This is a genomic window from Antarctobacter heliothermus (genome assembly GCF_002237555.1).
In the GTDB taxonomy this organism is placed as follows: Bacteria; Pseudomonadota; Alphaproteobacteria; order Rhodobacterales; family Rhodobacteraceae; genus Antarctobacter; species Antarctobacter heliothermus_B.
Window position 1 is genome coordinate 1,977,360 of sequence record NZ_CP022540.1, and the last position, 20,072, is coordinate 1,997,431.

A 20,072-nucleotide genomic window follows, 5' to 3' on the forward strand; every position below is an offset into this window, starting at 1 on the left:
GGAGAGCGCCATGGGTGTTCTGAACAGTCTTTCACGGCGTGCCGTTTTGGCGGGTCAGGCGGCCCTCGCGGGCCTTGCCGCGCTGCCGGGTGCCGCCATGGCGCGCACCGGATCGGCCGCGCAAGTGACCGAAGGGGTGGCCCCGGTTGTTGCCAAGGCACCGCGCTGGCACGATGCCACCGCAGAGGAACTAGCCAGTCTGGTCGGAGAGCGCTTTCGTGTCTCGACCAAGGCGCATGGGGACGTGGTCTTGAAGCTGGTGGCGTTGGAACAGGGCGCATCCGGCCCTGCACGCCCCGGTGATCTTGCGCGGCGCGAAAGCGTCACGGCGTTGTTTGACAGCCCGGACGCCGGACCGCTGGTGGCGGATGGTGACGGCTTGCACCGGGTATGGCACCCGCGCATGGGGGCGGCGGATCTGTATATGACGGCGGTGCCCCGCAGGCATGGCGGGGCCGACATCGCCATCGTCCTGAACTGAGCCCGTTCTCATGAGTCTGATCTTGCGCCCGGTCCGTGCCACGGATCGGGCGTTTCTGTTACATCTGTTCATCCAGGTGCGCCCGGACCTAGCCGCGCTGCCATTGCCGGCTGAGGCGCGGCAGCACATGATCGACATGCAGTTCAACGCTCAGGATCGCGGCTATGCGGACGGATTTCCGTTTGCCAGCCACGATATTGTCGTGGCCCGTGGGCAGGACGTGGGCCAGATCCGCGTTGACCGGGGCGCAGAGGCAATCCACCTGATCGACGTGTCCTTGCTGGCGGCGGCGCAGGGGCAGGGCCTTGGCTCCAGTATCCTTCGCGACCTGCAAACAGAGGCAGCCGCCGAGGGGTTGCCGGTAGGGCTGAGCGTTCAACACGGCAACCGCGCCGCAGACCTGTATCGGCGCATGGGGTTTACCGTCACCGACGACAACGGCGTCCATCTGGCGATGGAATGGCGCGCCGCCGGATCCGCGCCTAGTTAAAGATGATCTCGTAACGGGTCGCGGTGTCGGTCTGGTCAAAAGGCGACAGAAACAGCGCAGCCGCGCCGACTCCGGGCAAGGTAATCTCCCATGCGCCCTGTTCCAGCATGGGCGACTGCGGCCCGCTGAGTGTCACGGTAAAACCTGTGCGCACCGCCGCGTCGGGGCGGCTGTCCCCGGAATGGGGCGCAACGGAAACAACTGTCAGCGCCAACTCACCCTGAGAAGTGGCGACCGATACGGGCTGGCCGATCAGCGGCTCAAACTGTTCTGGGGTCAATGTGGCAATGTCCATGCGGGTTCTCCGAGGCAACGGGCGAATTCTCTGTCCTTTTTGCAACCATACAGGGGGTTTTCAAGTTCCTGAATGCAGCTTATGATTTGCGTAGCAGAAAATCGGTTGATCTTTTTTGACATCTGCGCGGCGCAAGGGAAGAGCACATGGCACAATTTGATTTCAATGATGGTGGCGTGGTTTTTAACGCTGCTTCGGTGTCATTCAATGACACCGGAGTCAACTTCACTATCAGCACGGTGGGCAACCCCGGTGCCAACCAGATTTCCTACAGCCCGACGATTGCACCGGATGGGTCGTTCACCTTGTCGGACTTTGGCACCCTGGGGGCCTTCACCTTTGATGTCGCGGGAACCGAACCGAACCAGTTCTTTCAAGGCAACGGTCTGCAGCTTGAGGTTGGCACGGTCTATTCTGGCAACTGGAACGTCACCTTTGTGTCAGTCAACGGCGACAACGTCACCAATAACATCACGATTACCAACGTGACCAGCAACCAGACCATCAACCTGGGCGGTACCGCCAAGGTTTTCTCGGAAATTCGTTTTACCGCGACCACAGAGGGCGGTCTCGCCATCGACAGCCTAAACGCCACGTTGCTGTGCTTCCTCGAAGGCACGCTGATCGCAACGACGAATGGCGAAAAGGCGGTCGAGGACCTGCGCGCTGGCGATGTTGTGCTGACAGCCTCAGGTGGCACCACCACCGTCGAATGGCTGGGTGAACAGCCAGTCGCGACGGCAACGACAAACCCGGCCAAGGTCAACCCGATCCGCATCCGCGCCGGTGCGCTGGGCGACAACATCCCCGCGCGTGACCTGCTTGTATCCCCCGACCACGCAATCGGCATCGACGGCTACCTGGTCAACGCCAGCGCGCTGATTAACGGCAGCACGGTAACCCGTGAGGGTCAGATGCGCGGCGCGGGCTTTACCTACTTCCACGTTGAGACCGGTACACATGAGCTGCTGCTGGCAGAGGGTTGCCCGGCGGAAACCTATGTCGATTTCATCGGTCGCGACGGGTTTGTGAACGGGGCAGAGCGGACGGAGGCTCCGGCCATCGTCGAAATGGCCGCACCGCGCATCAGCGCCGCGCGTCACCTGCCGCCGCAGATCCGCGCGCGTCTGGACGACCGCGCAGAGGCGCTGGGGCTGAACACCCGCGCTGCCTGATACCCGCGTTTTTAGTGTGACATACGCCGCGCCCGGGGATTGACTTCTCCGGGCGCGCTTGCCTTTCTCCGGGTGCCGAATGGGAGACCCCGACATGACCAGCCCCGCCGCGCCGACCGATGCCGCTGCTGTCGAATCCGTCAACGCTGAACTGGCTCGCATTGCCCGCCACCAGAACGCGGGGCGGCTGGTTGAGGCGGGGGCGTCGTTGGATCATTTGCTGGCGCAGTACCCCGGACACCCGCGACTGGTGCATCTCAAGGGGTTGAACCTTGTCCGTCAGGGCCAGACCGTCGAGGGTATGGCCATGCTGGATGAGGTGATGGCACATCAGCCAGAGGATGTGGCGGTGCTGGTCGATATCGGCACGCTGCTGGCACAGCAGGGCAAAATGGACGATGCCCGCGAAAAGTTTCAGGCTGCGGTTGAGGTGGCGCCAAACTATGCGCTGGCGCATGCGAATCTGGGGGCGGCGCTGGTTGTGGCCAAGGACTATGTGCGCGCGATCCAGCATCTGGACCGTGCCATCGCACTGGACCCCAGCGTTCTGGATGTGCACCTGAACCTTGCGCAGGCCTGCTTGCGAACGGGGCACTTTCAACGCGCTGTCGATACGCTGTTCCGGGCGCTGGCGATTGATCCGCAATCGGTCGCGGTACACGTCAATCTGGCGCAGGCGCTGTTTCGGCGCGAACGACACGAGGCCGCAGAACACCACGCCCGCCGCGCCATCGAGCTGTCCCCACAGGCGGGCGAGGGGTGGCTGCATCTGGGCAACACGCTGGCCGCCTCTGGGAAAATGGACGACGCGGCACAAGCCTTTCTGAAGGCGGCGACACTGCCGGGTATGGCGCTGATGGCTTTTTCGCGGCTCGCGAATTTGCGAAAGACACGCGCCGACAGTCCAGAGTGGCAGGGATTGCAAATGTTGGCGCAGAAGGCTGATGAATTCCCCGATGAGCCGCGCGCCACGTTGGAATTTGCGTTGGGCAAGGCGCAGGATGATCTGGGCGATCACGCCGCCGCTTTTGCCCATTACGCCGAAGGCAACCGCCTGACCCGCACCCAGTTTCCCTATGATCGCACAGCCCATTCTGCCCGCGCCGAACGGATGCGCGCGCTGGTCACCCCAGCCTTGCTGACGCGGCACGCCAGTGCCGGGCTGCGCGGCGTCGCGCCGATCTTTGTCTGTGGGTTGCCGCGCTCTGGGACCACGTTGATGGAACAGATGCTGTCGCGTCATCCCGACGTTCAGGCTGGAGGAGAGATGCCAGCGGTGCAGCGTGCCTTTCAGGCGAATGCGCCCCTGCGCGCGGTGATGGAAGAACGCAGCCCCGACGATAGCCTGACCGATGATGATCTGACCCGGCTGGGGGAGGACTATCAAGCCTATCTGCACGGCGAAGGACTGCGCAGCCGCCATGTCACCGACAAGATGCCGGGCAATCAACTATATGCTGGTTTGCTGGCCCTTGCGCTGCCAGAGGCGAAATTCCTGATCATGCGCCGGCATCCATTGGACGGGCTGGTGTCGAACTACTTGCAAAACTTTGGCCAGAACCAGCCAGTCTCGACCGATCTGGAGGATCTGGCAGAATCGTGGCGCCAGTTTGATCTGAACGCGCAACACTGGGCAACGGTGATGCCGGATCGGGTGCGCGAGGTGTCCTATGAGGCCTTGGTCGCCGACCCCGAGGGGCAGGCCCGCGCGGTGCTTGATTTTGTAGGGTTGGACTGGAACGCCGATGTGCTGGACCACACCGCGTCCTCGCGGCAGGTCAACACCGCCTCTGTCGCGCAGGTGCGTGAACCGGTTTACGGCACCTCGGTTGCCCGCTGGCGGCGATATGGGTCGGATCTGGCCCCGCTCGCCGCTGCACTGGGCGACGCGCTGACTGCTGACGAACGCCTTGCCTGTGGACTGGACGCCTGACCCTTGATTGAAACACCCATCCCAGATCTGCTGGCGCTGGCCCGGACCCGCCAGGCTGAGGGCGACCCTGACGCTGCGGACCAGCTATATCAGCAGGTTCTGACGCAACGGCCCCATCACGCAGGCGCGTGGCTGGCGCGGATTGAACTGGCGTTGGGGCGTGGGCGATCCTCTCAGGCATTGGAACTGTGCGACACGGCCTTGCCACTTTGCCCGGGCCACCGGACGGCGCTGCAATCCAAACGTGCCCGCGCGATGGAGGCAGAGGGTGACCGTGACGCGGCGTTGGCGATGCTGTCAGACCTGCGCGCCGAGGCACCTGACGATCTCCCACTGGCCGCAGTCACTGCCGGGATGTTGCATCGCGCGGGCGCGATGGAGCAAGCCGAACAGGCCTACCGCCATGTGCTGACCCTGCGGCCCGACCACGCGGGGGCATGGATGTCCGTGGTCGAAATTGCGCTGGCCCAGGGCAACGCCGATCAGGCGCTGACCCTGGCCACAGAGGCAGAGCGCCATTGCCCCGCGCATGTCGTCCCGTTGCAGATCAAACGGCTGCGCGCGCTAGAGGCTGTAGGGCAGGCGGATGCCGCGTTGGAGTTGGTCAAGTCGTTGCGCGAAACGATCCCGGAGAACGCGCAGGTTGCGCTCATCGAGGCGCGTCTCAGGCGTAAATCCGGCGATCTGAGCGCTGCAGACACCGCGCTTGACGCCGTGCTGGCCCAACAGCCCGACCACGTCGGAGCATGGCTCGGTCGGATCGACATCGCTCAGACCTCGGGTGATCCCGATCGCGCGTTGGCACTTGCGGATGCGGCGTTGGACCAACGGTCTGACGACCCTGCTCTGATCGCGCGGCGGGCGGGGCTGATGGTTCACATGGGGCAACCGGGCGCCGCCATCGCAACCCTGCGCGCGGCGTTGGAGCGGACTCCGTCAGAGACTCGCCTGCGCCTGGAACTGGCGCGGGCGCAGATGAACGCGGGCCAAGCTAAGGAGGCGCGAACGCTATTCGCCGATTGTCTCGAAGAGGCACCGCAGATGGATGCGGCGCGGTTGGGGCTGGCAGAGGCCCATCAGGCGCTTGGTGAACCCGAGGCCGGCCTGACGGCCCTGTCCGGGCATGAACAGCGCAGCCCTGCCTTGGGTCTTCGGGCGGCGGAATTGCGGCTACAGACTGGCCAACGCGGGGCCATGCGCGACCTGCTGGACAATCTGGTCACTGCCGCCCCCGGCATGACAGAGCCTGAATTGCTGCGATTTTTCAAATTGGGCGAACAGGCTGATCATGTCGAGGCCGCGCTGGCGGTGATGGAGTGCGTAACTGCGCGGTCGCAAATCTCGCCCTTGATCGCACAGTTTCTGGCCAGTCGCGTTAGGGTGATCGTGGCCCCGGACACGGCTGTGCGTGTCACTGACGCGCTGGAGCAACGCCTTGCGCCCTCGCGTAGGGCAGAATTCCGCGCCTTTGTCGCCGGGCTGTTTGCCGGTCCCGAAGAGGCGCTGACCCGGGCCCGGACCGATCTGACCAGCCCGCGCGACACGCAGGGTGCCGCGTTGATCGGCGAACGGCTGCTGGATGCCGGTCGTGCAAAGCTGGCCTTTCGCTATCTGCGGATCTGCGTCGCGCGCTGGCCCAATGCGCCGCACCTGAGGCGGCAGTTCCTGCGGGCCTGCATCGAAACCGGCCAGTTGTCGGCCGGGCATGCTTGGCTTGATCACCTGTCAGACCGGTTTCCCGATCTCGATCACGGGTTTGACCGGATGCAGCTAATGACTCAGCAGGGTCGCCTTGAAGAAACCAGAGACATGGCAGAGGCGCGCGCCGCTGCCGGGATAAAGACCTTGTCGCCTCGGCAGTTTCTGGATCTTGCGCTGGCGCTGGGGGATGTGGAGAAATCGGCAGAGCTTGCCGCGCGGGTCCAGCGCGAGCCAGGCGCGGGCCGGCAGAACGCGGCGCATTTCTCGACAACTCTGCATGGCGCGCAGTTCAATGAATTGCGCCTGTACGCAGCGGCGCGCGACCATGCGCTGGCCGCAGGCGAGGAAGCGGCCCAGGTCGAGGCGCGGCTGGCCCACGATTTTTTCTATCCTGCCAAGCGTATTGTTGCGGCCCATGCGCCGCAGCTGGGGCCACGTTCAGTTTCCAGTGCCGTCCCGACGGCCGTTCCGAAGCTGATCTTTCAGTACTGGAACACGCCCAAAGTCCCGGAAGAGGTCGCCCGCGTGATGCAAAGCTGGCAAGATGCCCCCGGCTTTGAACACCGGCTGTTTGACCGCCAGGCGGCGCTGTCCTTTTTACGCGACCACTTTGGCCCGCGCCATGCCCGCGCGTTTCAGCTGGCCAATTCAGCGGCCGAAGAATGCGATTTCCTGCGCTTGTGCTTGCTGTACCGGCATGGCGGGATCTATGCGGACGCCGACGACCTGCTGATCGGTGACGCAAGCCAACTGATCGCCGAAGGCCCTGGACTGATTGTCACGGCAGAGCCTTGGGGCGCGTTGGCCAACAACGTGATTTGTGCCCCTGTTGGACACCCGGCCATGCTTTGGGCGTTGCAAGCGGCGGGCCGGTCCCTTTTGGCACGGGAAAACGACGGCACATGGTTCAAGACCGGGCCGGGGCTGATGACCCGCGCGGCGGCCAACTGGCTAGGACAGGCCACCCCGGCAGAGACAGAGACGGGCCTGACAATCCTGACGCAGGCGCAACTGGCCTCCCACGTCCAGCCCCATGTGCGCCTCAGTTACAAGATGTCGGGGCAATACTGGAACGCCCGCGACCGCCATGCACCGCAGCCGCTGGTTGCTGCCTTTGGCAGGTTGGCGGACTCGGACCGTGCGTAGCGGGTCGACGCTCTGGACCCTATCCTAGGTCCAGCAGCGCCGCGCGTTTCCAATCGCCTCGGATCAACCGCAGGTGAAAGGCCGGGAATTTTACCAGTTCCTCCAGCAGCAAAACCGCCAGAACCCAGAAGGCAGGCACGTCGAAATACAGGATCAGGACGGCTGTTGCGGGGACGCGGAACAGCCACTGCGACCAGACAAAGACGTGCATGACATAGATCGTCTCACCGGCGGCGCGCAGCGTGTTGCCACAGATCGCGTTTGATCCTTTCGGGAACGGCAACAACAACAGGATTGGCCAAAAGCCGACAAAGGTGGACAGCGTGTCGGCGTGCAGATCCGGATAGATCCACGGCGAGAGCGCACAGATTGTCATGTAAAACAGCGCAACCAGCCCTGCCGCCACACCCGCTGCCCGCCACGCCCCGGCCAGAAAGGTGTCCAGCGCGTCGCCGGAGACGTTGCGGCCCAGCATTTGCGCGACGTAGATGCCTGTCGCCTGCGCCCAGGACATCCCGAATGTCCCGGCGACCATGATCCAGGGCATGATCAGTGTCATGGCGGCGAATTCGTTCACGCCCAGACGGGCATAAAGCAACATACAGACGTTGCTGGCCACCGTTGCGCTGATAAAGGTCGCAGCGATTGGCGCGGCAAAGCCGAGATGGCGTTTGACAGAGGCGGCAAAAGTGCCATTGCGCCAGCCGATCACATCACGGTAGGCGCCGGTGCGGCGCATCAGGCTGTAGGTCAGGAAACCCGCCTGCAACAGCGCGCCGGTGGCGCTGCCGATTGCCGCGCCGACCACGCCCATTGCCGGGGCACCCAGCCAGCCGTTGATAAAGATCAAGCTGACCACGACGTTGATCGGCACACCGATCATGTAGCTGAACAGCGGGATGCGGGTGTTGCCGGTGCCGTTGAAATAGCTCGACAGGCATTGGCCTACCGCCTCGGCGGCGATGACAACCGCAAAGACCGTCAGATAGCGCCGCGCCTCTTGCGCGATCCAGGGATCATGCGCCAGTGCGTCCAGCAGAGGGCCTCCGCCCGCACCCAGCGCCAGCAACCCGACCGCACAGATGGCGAGGCTTATGGTCATCCCGGAATACAGCGCGGATTTCAGGAACACCGGGTCGCCGCCGCCATAGGCCTGTGCGATCCGGATCTGGGTCGCATTGGCAAAGGACAGCAGCACGCCCAGGAGCAGGCCCGCAACAGCGCCCGCCAGCCCTAGCGCCGCCAGCGCCGGTTCGCCCAGAGGCGACACAAGGTAGGCGTCGATTACGACGATTCCGTGCAACATGATCGCCTTGAGGGTCATGGGCCAGGCAAGGCCAAAGACGTCACGGGTTGTGGGAACCGCCACAGCGGAAAGGGAAGGGCGCATAGGGTATGAACCAGTCTATTCGAGCGTGCTCCGTCGGACAGGGGATTGGGCCACACGAGCGCGTGGCCTGATCCCGTGCCGAAGGCGGCTCAGTCGTTTTCGGAGTCGAAATAGGTGCTGTTGGTCGCCGAGATGCGCTCAATCGTGTCGTCCAATCGCGACAGGTGCAACATGCCCGCCGCGACAGCCCGGTCGGCGTCATGGTCCTTGACGGCTGTTGCGATCTCTCGGTGATCCTCGACCAGTTGCGGCATGCGGTCCTCTTTCGAGAGCCCGAGCGTGCACAGGCGATCGACCTTGATCTTTTCGGTCTGGATCACGTCAAAGGCAAAATCCGCCTTGGCGATCTGGCACAGCGTCTGGTGGAACTCATAGTCCAGCGCGCCGAAGGCCCCAAAATCACCAGCATCAATCGCCTGCGTCTGGCGCGCAAGGCAGGCGTCCAGCAGCGCCGCGTCGGATGCATCGCAGAACTCGGCGGCGCGGCGCAGCACCTCTTTTTCGATGGCCGCCCGGACAAAGCGCGACTTTTCAATCTCACGAGAGGAAAAGCGTTTTACCTCTGTCGCGCGTTGCGGGCGGATCAGCAAAAGATCGAGGTTTGCCAGCCGGTTGAAAGCGTCGCGCACGGGTTGCCGGGACACGCCAAAGCGGGCAGCGATGTCGGCTTCTGAGATCTTGTCACCGGGGCGCAGCCGTAGGGATAGGATCTCATCGTGAAGGAAATCGAAAATGTCGTCGACTGTCGTCCGGCGATCCCGAATGTTATTCACCTGAGCCATTGCTCGTCCTCCATGACGTAATCCCAGTAGCGGTGTTCTTGCTGATTTGCCAGTTCCACCGGCGGGTGGTGCGTGTCGTGACCTACCATCGCGGCACTTTTCGCACATAATCGGGCACATACTTTAACATCTCATCGGTATCGTCACGGTCCCGCACCATGGCCTGGTTGTAGAGGTCATGCAGGTCGGCAACGGCCTCGTGGTCCAGTTCAACGCCCAGCCCCGGCCCTTCGGGGACGCGTAGCATGCCGTTCTCGAACACGGGCCGCCCGGATGTGACGATCTCTTTGGTCGACCACGGATAATGTGTGTCGCAATCATAGGTCAGGTTCGGCGTGGCTGCCGCGACGTGGCACATCGCGGCCAGCGAAATCCCGAGGTGCGAGTTGGAGTGCATCGACACCCCCAGACCCGCCGCGCGACAGACCTCTCCCAGTTGAATCGCGCCGGTCGGGCCGCGCCAGTAGTGGTGGTCGGACAGGATGATCTGGACCGCGTTCTTGCGCACTGCCTCGAATATCTGTTCGAATTCGACCACCACGAGGTTGGTGGCCAGCGGCATGTCGATCTGCGCTGACAGTTCTGCCATGGCGTCCATACCGCGGCAGGGATCCTCAAGGTATTCCAGCACCCCGTCCAACTGGTCGACGATCTTTTTCGCCGTGGGCACTGTCCATGCGCCCATCGGGTCGATGCGCAATGCGTGGTGGGGAAAGACCTCGCGCAGCTTCAACATGGTCTCGACCTCGGCGTCCGGCTCCAACACGCCGCCCTTCAGCTTGAGCGATTGAAACCCATAAGCGCCGACAAATTCACGCGCCTGCGCCACCATCGCGTCGGGGGTCATCACCTCGCCCATGATGTCGGGGCCAAAGGTCAGATCCTGCTTGGCGAACTTGAAAAAGAGATAGCCGCCAAAGCCGATCTGCTTGCGCACCGCGCCGCCCAGCAGGTCATAGAGCGGGCGACCGACCTCCTTGCCGCGCAGATCCATGCAGGCCAGCTCAAACGCGCTGTAGACCACGTCGACCACTTGGTGATCGGCCAGCGCCGTGGGGGCATTGATGCCACCGGCGTCGGGCAGGGTGGTTTCGATGCGTCGTCGCAGGTCGCGCAAATCATAGGGGTCCAGCCCCTCAAGCGCCAATGCCGCCGCGCGCAACCCGTCCAACGTTCGCTTGGCGCCATAGCTTTCAGACAGCCCGACCAGCCCCGTGTCTGTCCGCATCTCGATGACAGAGCGCAGAAAGACGGACTGGTGCACCCCTTTGGTATTGGCCAGCGGCACATCAGGGACCGCGATGGGAGTGATGGTGATTTCCGTGATCCGCATGGTTGGCCTTTCGCCTCTGTGGGTTGGCAGGATTCGCTGCGCCCCCGCCCATTTCAATACTAGTATTCCAGATTTGTTACTAGTATACCAGTTGAAATTTCCCGCCGAATCGCTTGGAGGATCGGCGCGGTAATGGATCTGGGATCAGGCCTGCCGCTGGCAGGAGAAGGGGAGGAGGAATGGCTGGTGTTCAGCTCAATGGTATCGTCAAGGCGTACGGTGCCGTGCAGGTCGTCCATGGGATTGATCTGGAAGTGAACGAACAGGAATTCGTTGTGCTTGTCGGCCCGTCAGGATGCGGCAAATCCACAACTCTGCGGATGATCGCCGGGCTGGAAGAGATTTCCGACGGCGACCTGACCATCGACGGCCGCCGCGTCAACCGCGTCGCCCCCAAGGATCGAGATGTCGCGATGGTGTTTCAGAACTACGCGCTTTACCCGCACCTGAACGTTGCCGAAAACATCGCCTTTGGCCTGCGGATCCGCAAGGAAAGCAAAGAGGTGATCGCCTCTTCGGTCGAGGAAGTGGGTAACATCCTAGGCTTGACCCCATACTTGGAACGTCGCCCCGCCGACCTGTCAGGCGGTCAGCGCCAGCGCGTCGCCATGGGTCGTGCCATCGTGCGCCGTCCGAAGGTGTTCCTGTTCGACGAACCGCTGTCCAACCTTGATGCCAAGCTGCGCACCCAGATGCGCGCCGAGATCAAGCGCCTGCACAAACGCCTCGGCGTGACCAGCATCTACGTCACCCACGACCAGGTCGAGGCCATGACGCTGGCCGACCGGATCGTTGTCATGAATGACGGCAAGATCGAGCAGGTCGGCTCTCCGATGGAGCTGTTCCTGAACCCGGCCAATACCTTTGTTGCCGGTTTCCTTGGCTCGCCGCCGATGAACATGGTTGCCGCGAGGATTGCCTCGGGCGGTGATGCACCGGTGGCGGAATTCGGCGGTCAGCGTCTGACGCTGGCGCCTCTGCCCTCGCTGCAAAACGCCGTGGGCAAGGACGTGATCTTGGGCATCCGGCCGGAATTTGTGCGGATCGCCGATGACAGTGCAGCAGATATCGTCCGGGTGGAGGTCGATCTGACCGAAACGCTGGGCTCCGAGGCACTCATTCACGCCAGCCTGAACGGTGAGCCCTTTGTCATCCGCACCGAAACCGTGGGCCAGATGAATGTGCTGGACGGCATTTCGGGCTTTACCATCGCGCCGAACCTGATCCGTGTCTTTGATGCCGGAACCGGGGAAGCGCTGCCGGGACAGGTGGTGGAAAAATGAGCAGCGATCCCGATTTCACCGGCCCCAAGACCGAGGAATTGGTCATCGCGGCCCGCGAGGCGCAGCGAGAGCGCAAACCCAGCAGACTGAACCGCGTCGGGGACCACCTGAAACGCGAATGGCAGCTCTACGCCATGTTGATCCCGACCATCCTGTGGCTGTTGATCTTCCTGTACAAGCCGATGTACGGCCTGCAGATCGCCTTCAAGGACTATTCGATTTTCCGCGGTGTCGCGGGCAGTCCCTGGATCGGGTTCGAACATTTCGACGCCCTGTTCAACAACGACCAGTTCCTGCGCGCCTTGCGCAACACCATCATCATCAGCATGTACGGCCTGCTGTTCGGCTTTCCCATGCCGATCCTGCTGGCGCTGATGTTCAACGAAGTGCTGAACAAGGTGTTCAAGAACACCGCGCAGACCATCGTCTACCTGCCGCACTTCATCTCTTCGGTCATCATCGCGGGCATCGTCATAACGGCGTTCTCTCCATCTGCGGGTATCGTGAACACGATCCTTGGATGGTTCGGGATGGACTCGATTTACTTCCTGACCAAACCGGAATGGTTCAGACCAATCTTTGTCGGTACGGGCATCTGGCAAGAGGCCGGGTTCCAATCCATCGTCTACCTTGCCGCCATCGCCGGGGTGTCCCCCACGCTGTATGAAAGTGCGGTTGTAGACGGTGCCAGCCGCTGGCAGATGATGTGGAAGATCACGATCCCGTCGATCATGCCGACCATCATCATCATGTTGATCATCCGCATCGGCAACATGCTCGAAGTCAGCTTTGAGATGATCATCCTGCTGTACCAGCCCGCAACCTTCGAGACTGCGGATGTGGTGAACACCTTCATCTATCGCCAAGGCATTCAGGGCGGTCAGTACGACCTTGCCGCCGCTGCAGGCCTGTTCAACGCGGTGGTCGCCTTTGTTCTGGTGATGACGGCCAACACGATCTCAAAGCGCTATTCGCGCACGTCGCTGTGGTGAGGGAGCAAGCAACATGGCCAACATGAACCTCTATTCGCGCGGTGACAAACTCTTCGTCATCATCAACATGGTCCTGATCGGACTGTTCACGATCTCAACCCTCTACCCGTTCATCTACATCGCGTCGCTGTCGCTCAGCACCGGCTTTGAGGCCCGCGCCGGCAACGTGATCCTGACGCCGGTGGGCTTTACCCTGGAGGCTTACAAGCAGGTCCTCAGTGAGCCGATGTTCTGGACCAGCTACAAGAACACGTTCATCTACACGATCGGCGGCACGCTGATGAGCCTACTGTTCATCATTCCGGGGGCCTACGCCCTGTCGCGTCCGCAACTGTACGGTCGGCGGTTCTGGAACCTGATGGTCGCCTTTACCATGTGGTTCCACGCCGGGATGATCCCCTTTTTCCTGAACATGCGGGATCTGGGACTGCTGGACAGCTACTTCGGCATCATCATCGGCTTTGCGGTCAACGGCTTCAACATCATCCTGCTGCGCAACTTCTTCGAGGGCATTCCGCAATCGTTCGAAGAGGCGGCCCGGATGGACGGTGCCAACGAATTCCAGGTGCTGTGGAAAGTCTTTGTCCCGCTGTCGAAACCGGCCATCGCCACGGTCGCGCTGTTCTGCATCGTGTCACGCTGGAACGGGTTCTTCTGGGCGATGGTCCTCTTGCAGGACGACGAAAAGATCCCGCTACAGGTCTACCTGCGCCACGTCATCGTCGAACTGTCCGACGATGAGGAATTCGCCAGCACCCTGATCAACGCCAGCTACTCGTTCGAGACGGTCAGCGCCGCGATCATCGTCTGCTCGATCATCCCGATCCTGATGATTTACCCCTTCCTTCAGAAGTACTTCAGCAAGGGTATCCTGCTGGGTGGGGTCAAAGAGTAACCGACTAAACTGTTGTCGCAACTGGGAGGAAACCATGCGAAAACTATCCTTGGCCTTGACCATTCTGGGCACCACGTCCCTGACTGTTCCCGCCTACGCAGAAAGCCATCTGCAAGTCGTGGATAAGCCGGTCGAACTGACGATCCACATGCACTGGCCGCGCGCGCAGGGCTATATGGTGCCAAAGTCCGGTGAGCCTTATCCGGTCGAACTGGAAGCTCGCAAGCTGACCGGCGTCTCGTTGGTCGACGCTACAGCCGGACGCAACTCCACCGACAGCAACGAGGCGATGAACCTGCTGATCGCTCAGGGCAAGATGCCCGATATCGTCGGCGGCCACCTGATCCAGCAGCCGGTCAACGAATACGGCCCCCAAGGTGCGTTTGTGCCGCTCAACGAACTGGTCGAAGAGCACGCGCCCAACATTGCGAAGTTCTGGGAGGATCATCCGGGCCTGAAAGAGGCGATCTCGGCCTATGACGGCAACTACTATTACATCCCCTATCTGCCCGACGGCAAATATGGCCGGGCGTGGTTCATCCGTCAGGATTGGCTGGACGCGCTGGGGCTGGAACAGCCGCAGGATGTGGATGAGCTGTATGACGTGCTGGTGGCCTTCCGCGATCAGGATCCGAACGGCAATGGTCTGAAGGACGAAATCCCCTACTTTGCGCGCCAGTGGGAAGAGGTGAACCGCCTGCTGACCCTGTGGGATGCGCGCTCGTCCGGGTCGGACACCTACCATGACTTTTACGTCAACGACGAAGGCATACTGGTGCACCCCTACGCCCAGGTCGCCTATCGGGACGCGCTGGCCAATGTCGCCAAATGGTACGCCGAGGGTCTGATTGACCCGGAAATCTTTACCCGTGGATCATCGTCGCGCGACTATCTGCTGTCCGAAAACCTTGGCGGCATGACCCATGACTGGTTCGCCTCGACGTCGGGCTACAACGACGCCTTGGGTGACAAGATCGACGGCTTCAACTTTATCCCCTTCCTGCCGCCCGCCTCTGCCGGGGGCGTGCGGATGGAAGAGCACCGCCGCATCCCGATCAAGCCGGATGGTTGGGCCATCAGCCACATGGCCAAGGACCCGGTCACGGTCATCAAGTACTTTGACTTCTGGTTCACCGAAGAGGGCCGCCTGCTGTCCAACTTTGGCGTCGAAGGCAAGACATGGGACATGATCGACGGAGAGCCGGTCTACAAACCCGAAGTGCTGAACAGCGACAGCCCGGTCAACAGCCAGATGTATCTGGAAGGCGCGCAAATTCAGCGCGGCTACTGGCAGGATTATCGCTACGAATGGCAGTGGACCTCTGAGGCCGCCCGCAAGGGGATCGAGCTTTACGACTCCGAGGACCTGCTGATCGACCAGTTCCTTGGCGTTGCGCTGAACAAAAAGGAACAGGCAGTCTTTGACCGCTACTGGCCGTCGCTGCGCACCTACATGCTGGAGCGTCAGCAGGCCTGGATCCTCGGGGCGGGCGACGTGCAGGCGGATTGGGACGACTACGCCAAGACGCTGGACAAGATGGGCTATGCGGACGTCATCGAGGTCCTGAACACAGCCTACGAACGTCAGTACAACTAAGCCTTTCCAAGACGTTGAAAACACAAGTGCGGCCGATTCCGGCCGCGCTTTCCCGACCGCCAGAAACAGGAATACCGGACCGATGCCAGGCCAACCCACCCCCATGCTCGACGAACCCAAGACAGGCCGCCTGACGATCCAGTACGGACCCGAGGCAGGCACCGACATCGTTGAGAACCCGCCGCGTTTCACATGGTTGCCCGTGATCGAGGAAGAGGCGCAATATGTGCTGCGCATCTCGTCTGATCCGGCCTATCCCACCGGCGGCACACATTATTTCACCCGCATCCCGCTGAATTTCTTCACGCCCGATATGGTGCTGGACCCTGGCACTTATCACTGGTCCTACGCGGTCTGCGATGCAGAGACGGGCAAGCCCGCCACCAACTGGAGCGTGACCCGCAGTTTCAACATCACCGAGGGACTGCCCGCGTCGCCGCTGCCCTCGCGTAAATCCCGCTTTTGCAAGTCGGAGCAAGGCCACCCGCGCCTCTGGCTGACCCCTGACCGACTTACGGATTTCCGCACTACGGTCGAGGCGGACCCGACCCATTGCACATGGGAGACGTTCTACCGCGAGTCTGTGCTGCCGTGGATGGATCGTGAGGTCATGGCCGAACCCGCCGGCTATCCCGATCACAAGCGCGTCGCCCCGGTCTGGCGGCAGACCTACATCGACCTTCAGGAACTGATGTACGCGATCCGCCACCTTGCCATCGGTGGACAGGTCACCAATGACGCCGCGATGCTGAACCGAGCAAAGGCATGGCTGCTAGAGGCCGCCAGCTGGGACCCCATGGGGATCACCTCGCGCGCCTATACCGATGAATGGGCCTATCGCGTCTGCAACGCGCTGGCATGGGGGTATGACTGGCTGTATGACCAGATGACCGATGAGGAGCGCGCCAAGGTGCGCGCCGCGCTTCTGGAACGCACCCGCGATATCGCTGAACACGCGATCCTGAACGCCAAGATCCACCTGTTTCCCTATGACAGCCACGCGGTGCGGTCCGTCTCTCTGACGCTGGTTCCGGCCTGCATTGCGCTGTTGGGCGATGATGAGGACGATGAGGCCCGCGATTGGCTGAACTACTGCATCGAATTCCTGTCGACCGTCTATTCCCCTTGGGGGGACAGCGACGGCGGCTGGGCCGAGGGCACGAACTACTGGATGATGGGCATGGCCTATCTGATCGAGGCGGCAAACCGGCTCAAATCCTACACCGGCATTGACCTGTACAAACGGCCCTTCTTTCGCAACACCGGGGATTTCCCGCTGTATTGCAAAGCCCCCAACACCCGCCGCGCCACCTTTGGCGATGACAGCACGCAGGGCGACCTGCCCTGCATCAAGACCGGCATCAACCTGCGCCAATACGCGGGCGTCACCGGCAACGGCGCCTATCAGTGGTATCATGAAGAACTGGCCCGCCTGAATCCCGGAACCGAAGACGCATTCTACAACTGGGGCTGGTGGGACACCAACTTTGACGAACTGACCTACCTGACGGACTTCCCGCAGGTCGAAGCAACGGACCCGCCGTCAGGCATGCGCCACTTCAAGGGCATCGGCTGGGTGGGCGTCCAGCATGAGATGGCCGACCCGGACCAGCATATCCAGTTCGTGATGAAATCCTCTCCCTTCGGGTCGATCAGCCACAGCCATGGCGACCAGAACGCATTCTGCATGGCCGCCTATGGCGAGGATCTGGCGATCCAATCCGGCTATTACGTTGCCTTCAATTCTAGCATGCACCGGCTCTGGCGGCGTCAGACCGTGTCCAAGAACGCCATCCTGATCAACGGCAAGGGCCAGTACGCCGACAAGGACAAGGCCAAGGCCATGGCCGCCACGGGCAAGATCCTTGCTGCCGAAGAGCGTGAGGATCACATCTACATCAAGGGCGACGCCACCGCCGCCTATCAAAGCCTGTCACCAGAGGTCACACTGGCCGAGCGTGAGGTCTATTTCGTGCGCGGCAGCTATTTCGTCATCGTCGACAAGGTCGATGCCGAAACCCCTGTCACCCTCGACTGGCTGCTGCACGCCAACGCGCCCTATGACCTTGGCAAAACCACCTTCCGCTACACCGGCGAACGAGCCGGGTTCTACGGGCAGGTGGTCTGGTCAGAGGCGGGCAAGCCGGTCCTGACCCAGGAAACCGGGTTCTCGAACGTCGATCCAGCGGACTATGAGGGCCTGCCCGTCAGCACCTGTCTGCACGCGCAATACCCGGCCGCCACCCGCCACCGGATTGCCACCCTGCTGGTGCCCTACCGTCTGGCAGAGCCGAAGCGGATCTTCAACTTCATGGACGATCAGGGGTATGACGCCGACCTCTATTTCACCGACACCGATGAAAACACCTTCAAGGTAGTGATGAAGAAACTGGCGAACACCTGACCTGTTGCGATCAGCGGCGCCGGGCCTTCCGTCCGGTGCCTGACCGAAATTTACTGCGTGGATATGTGCAATGACTGTGAAAAACTACTTTCCCGGCAACGAAAACAAGCTGTTCGATGCCGGGGGCGGGCTGACACGAAAGGTCGCCGCGCATAATGACAACGTGATGTGCGTCGAGGTGCATTTTGAAACCGGCACAGTGGCGGCGCGCCACCACCACCCGCATGAACAGATCACCTACGTCATCTCGGGCAAGTTCGAATTTACCGTTGGCGATGAGACCTATGTCATCGGCGCGGGCGACTCGCTGTACAAACAACCCAACATCGAACACGGCGCAACCTGCCTAGAGGCAGGCACGCTGTTGGATATCTTCACGCCGCACCGCGAAGATTTTCTCTGAACCATCAAACATCATAATAAATTCTAGGGAGTATATGGCATGACCAAACCCGTCATCGGATTCATCGGCCTCGGCCTCATGGGCGGCAACATGGTTGAAAACCTGCAAAAGCGGGGGTTCGAACTGGTTGTGATGGACCTCAACAAGGATGCCGTGAAAACGGTGATCGATCGTGGCAACGCGCGTGAGGCGACCTCGCCCAAGGAACTGGCAGCGGCCAGCGACATCGTGATGCTGTGCCTGACCACCTCCGAAGTGGTCGAAAAGCTGGTTTATGGCGACAACGGCATTCTGGCAGGCATCAAAGAGGGTGCCGTGCTGATCGACTTCGGCACCTCCATCCCGGCCTCGACCCGCAAGATCGGTGCCGATCTGGCCGCCAAGGGCGCAGCCATGCTGGACGCGCCTCTGGGCCGGACCCCGGCGCATGCCACGGACGGCCTGCTGAACATCATGGTGGGGGGCGACAAGGAAACCTTTGAAAAGGTCAAGCCGGTGCTCGAAGAGCAGGGCGAAAACATCTTTTATCTTGGCGCGCTGGGCAACGGTCATGTGACTAAGCTGGTCAACAACTTCATGGGAATGACCACCGTCTGCACCATGAGCCAGGCCTTTGCCGTGGCCGACCGCGCCGGTGTCGACCGCCAGCAGCTGTACGACATCATGTCGACGGGTCCGTCCAACTCGCCCTTCATGGGGTTCTGCAAGAACTACGCCGTCGACGGGGTCAGCGATCTGGGTTTCTCGCTGAACAATGCCAACAAGGATCTGGGGTATTTCCTCAAGATGGCAGAGGATCTGGGAACCCGTGCCGAGATCGCAGAAGGCACTTCGCATAACCTTCAGGCCGCTGTCGATGCGGGTATGGGCGACGGCAATGTCCCGGAAATATTCGATTACTTCCTGAAGCTGGCCAAGTAACCCACGCGAACTGTGTCAAGCTGGAGCCAATTCAGCTGACCAAAACTGACCCGCTGCGCGCAGCGGGTCAGACCACAGGGACAGGAAGGACAGGTCATGAAACTCAAGGGGAAAGTCGCGATTGTCACTGGCGGAGGCCGCGACATCGGCGGCGCATGTGCCAAACGTCTGGCCGCAGAGGGCGCACATGTTGCGATCAACTATTTCGCCAGCGATGCCGGGGCCAACAAGGTGGTCGATGAGATCACTGCCAGCGGGGGCAAAGCCTTTGCCCTGAAAGGTGATCTGACAACGCCAGAGGGCGTGGCGGCGCTGGTGGCAAGGACAGTCGAGGAATTCGGCGGGATCGACATTCTTGTGAACAATGCGGGCGGTCTGATTGCCCGCAAGACGATCTCTGAGATGTCGCTGGACCACTGGCAGGCGGTGATGGACCTGAACCTGACCAGCACCTTTTTGATGATCAAGGCGTGCTTGCCGCACATGAAAACGGGCGCTATCGTCAACCTTGCCAGTCAGGCCGGGCGGGACGGCGGCGGCGGCGGTGCGGTGGCCTACGCGACCTCCAAGGGCGCGGTCATGACCCTGACCCGTGGTCTTGCAAAGGAACTGGGGCCAAACATTCGCGTCAACGCGGTCTGTCCGGGCATGATCGACACCGATTTCCACAACATCTTCACCAAGGACGAAGCGCGCCGCGCGCTAGAGGCCACAGCACCCGCCCGGCGTCAGGGCACCTCTGACGATGTGGCAGAACTGGTGTGTTTTCTGGCTAGCGATGCGGCCGGGTTCATCACCGGGACAAACGTCGACATCAACGGCGGCACGCTGTTCAGCTGACCGCCTTGCCC

General features: G+C 61.7%; 17 protein-coding genes. 13 read left to right on the plus strand and 4 right to left on the minus strand.

The annotated features are described in order from the left end of the window. The first annotated feature begins 10 nt into the window (after nucleotides 1–10). Nucleotides 11–481, plus strand: coding sequence for a DUF6916 family protein (locus ANTHELSMS3_RS09365; protein WP_094034632.1), 471 nt, complete (start codon nucleotides 11–13; stop codon nucleotides 479–481). 10 nt (nucleotides 482–491) lie between these two features. Beyond that, complete coding sequence (locus tag ANTHELSMS3_RS09370; RefSeq protein WP_094034633.1) at nucleotides 492–971, plus strand: GNAT family N-acetyltransferase; 480 nt, start codon at nucleotides 492–494, stop codon at nucleotides 969–971. Here ANTHELSMS3_RS09370 and ANTHELSMS3_RS09375 read toward each other — a convergent pair. Continuing rightward, nucleotides 964–1,266 carry a DUF6916 family protein gene (locus ANTHELSMS3_RS09375; protein ID WP_094034634.1) on the minus strand — a complete coding sequence of 101 codons (303 nt, stop codon included), beginning with the start codon at nucleotides 1,264–1,266 and terminating at the stop codon, nucleotides 964–966. The genes ANTHELSMS3_RS09370 and ANTHELSMS3_RS09375 overlap by 8 nt on opposite strands. A gap of 146 nt (nucleotides 1,267–1,412) precedes the next feature. Here ANTHELSMS3_RS09375 and ANTHELSMS3_RS09380 point away from each other — a divergent pair, with 146 nt between their 5' ends. The 3 genes from ANTHELSMS3_RS09380 to ANTHELSMS3_RS09390 all read left to right on the plus strand — a co-directional run bounded on the left by ANTHELSMS3_RS09380 (nucleotide 1,413) and on the right by ANTHELSMS3_RS09390 (nucleotide 7,221). Further along, nucleotides 1,413–2,441, plus strand: coding sequence for a Hint domain-containing protein (locus ANTHELSMS3_RS09380; RefSeq protein WP_094034635.1), 1,029 nt, complete (start codon nucleotides 1,413–1,415; stop codon nucleotides 2,439–2,441). Between the two features lie 94 nt (nucleotides 2,442–2,535). Then, nucleotides 2,536–4,374 (plus strand): tetratricopeptide repeat-containing sulfotransferase family protein, encoded by a 1,839-nt coding sequence (locus ANTHELSMS3_RS09385; RefSeq protein WP_198319921.1) that lies wholly within the window; start codon nucleotides 2,536–2,538, stop codon nucleotides 4,372–4,374. 3 nt (nucleotides 4,375–4,377) lie between these two features. Next, nucleotides 4,378–7,221: a tetratricopeptide repeat protein gene (locus tag ANTHELSMS3_RS09390; protein ID WP_094034637.1), complete on the plus strand. Its 2,844-nt coding sequence runs from the start codon at nucleotides 4,378–4,380 to the stop codon at nucleotides 7,219–7,221. 19 nt (nucleotides 7,222–7,240) lie between these two features. Here ANTHELSMS3_RS09390 and ANTHELSMS3_RS09395 read toward each other — a convergent pair whose 3' ends face one another. The 3 genes from ANTHELSMS3_RS09395 to ANTHELSMS3_RS09405 form a co-directional block, all read right to left on the minus strand. Next, nucleotides 7,241–8,611 (minus strand): MATE family efflux transporter, encoded by a 1,371-nt coding sequence (locus ANTHELSMS3_RS09395; RefSeq protein ID WP_094034638.1) that lies wholly within the window; start codon nucleotides 8,609–8,611, stop codon nucleotides 7,241–7,243. 89 nt (nucleotides 8,612–8,700) lie between these two features. Next, a complete protein-coding gene (locus tag ANTHELSMS3_RS09400) occupies nucleotides 8,701–9,393 on the minus strand; it encodes a GntR family transcriptional regulator (protein WP_094034639.1) in 693 nt (230 codons plus the stop codon). Nucleotides 9,394–9,475: 82 nt separating this feature from the next. Then, nucleotides 9,476–10,726 carry an enolase C-terminal domain-like protein gene (locus ANTHELSMS3_RS09405; protein ID WP_094034640.1) on the minus strand — a complete coding sequence of 417 codons (1,251 nt, stop codon included), beginning with the start codon at nucleotides 10,724–10,726 and terminating at the stop codon, nucleotides 9,476–9,478. Between the two features lie 179 nt (nucleotides 10,727–10,905). On the opposite strand from ANTHELSMS3_RS09405, the gene ANTHELSMS3_RS09410 reads away from it, so the two are divergent. From ANTHELSMS3_RS09410 to ANTHELSMS3_RS09445, 8 genes are all read left to right on the plus strand, one after another. Further along, nucleotides 10,906–12,009 (plus strand): ABC transporter ATP-binding protein, encoded by a 1,104-nt coding sequence (locus ANTHELSMS3_RS09410; protein WP_094034641.1) that lies wholly within the window; start codon nucleotides 10,906–10,908, stop codon nucleotides 12,007–12,009. Further along, complete coding sequence (locus ANTHELSMS3_RS09415; RefSeq protein WP_094034642.1) at nucleotides 12,006–13,001, plus strand: ABC transporter permease; 996 nt, start codon at nucleotides 12,006–12,008, stop codon at nucleotides 12,999–13,001. The genes ANTHELSMS3_RS09410 and ANTHELSMS3_RS09415 overlap by 4 nt, the downstream gene beginning before the upstream one ends. A 13-nt stretch (nucleotides 13,002–13,014) precedes the next feature. Further along, on the plus strand, nucleotides 13,015–13,896 hold the full coding sequence (locus ANTHELSMS3_RS09420; RefSeq protein WP_094034643.1) for a carbohydrate ABC transporter permease: 882 nt from the start codon (nucleotides 13,015–13,017) through the stop codon (nucleotides 13,894–13,896). A gap of 34 nt (nucleotides 13,897–13,930) precedes the next feature. Continuing rightward, entirely contained in the window at nucleotides 13,931–15,493 is a 1,563-nt protein-coding gene (locus ANTHELSMS3_RS09425) for an extracellular solute-binding protein (protein ID WP_254694893.1), read from the plus strand. 103 nt (nucleotides 15,494–15,596) lie between these two features. Beyond that, nucleotides 15,597–17,897, plus strand: a complete 2,301-nt coding sequence (locus tag ANTHELSMS3_RS09430) for a DUF4962 domain-containing protein (protein ID WP_302630584.1) — start codon at nucleotides 15,597–15,599, stop codon at nucleotides 17,895–17,897. Between the two features lie 70 nt (nucleotides 17,898–17,967). After that, entirely contained in the window at nucleotides 17,968–18,300 is a 333-nt protein-coding gene (locus ANTHELSMS3_RS09435; RefSeq protein ID WP_094034645.1) for a cupin domain-containing protein, read from the plus strand. A gap of 39 nt (nucleotides 18,301–18,339) precedes the next feature. Then, nucleotides 18,340–19,221: an NAD(P)-dependent oxidoreductase gene (locus ANTHELSMS3_RS09440; RefSeq protein WP_094034646.1), complete on the plus strand. Its 882-nt coding sequence runs from the start codon at nucleotides 18,340–18,342 to the stop codon at nucleotides 19,219–19,221. Nucleotides 19,222–19,317: 96 nt separating this feature from the next. Next, the gene (locus ANTHELSMS3_RS09445; protein ID WP_094034647.1) at nucleotides 19,318–20,061 is read left to right on the plus strand and encodes an SDR family NAD(P)-dependent oxidoreductase; all 744 of its coding nucleotides are present in this window, start codon (nucleotides 19,318–19,320) and stop codon (nucleotides 20,059–20,061) included. The last annotated feature ends 11 nt before the right edge of the window (nucleotides 20,062–20,072 follow it).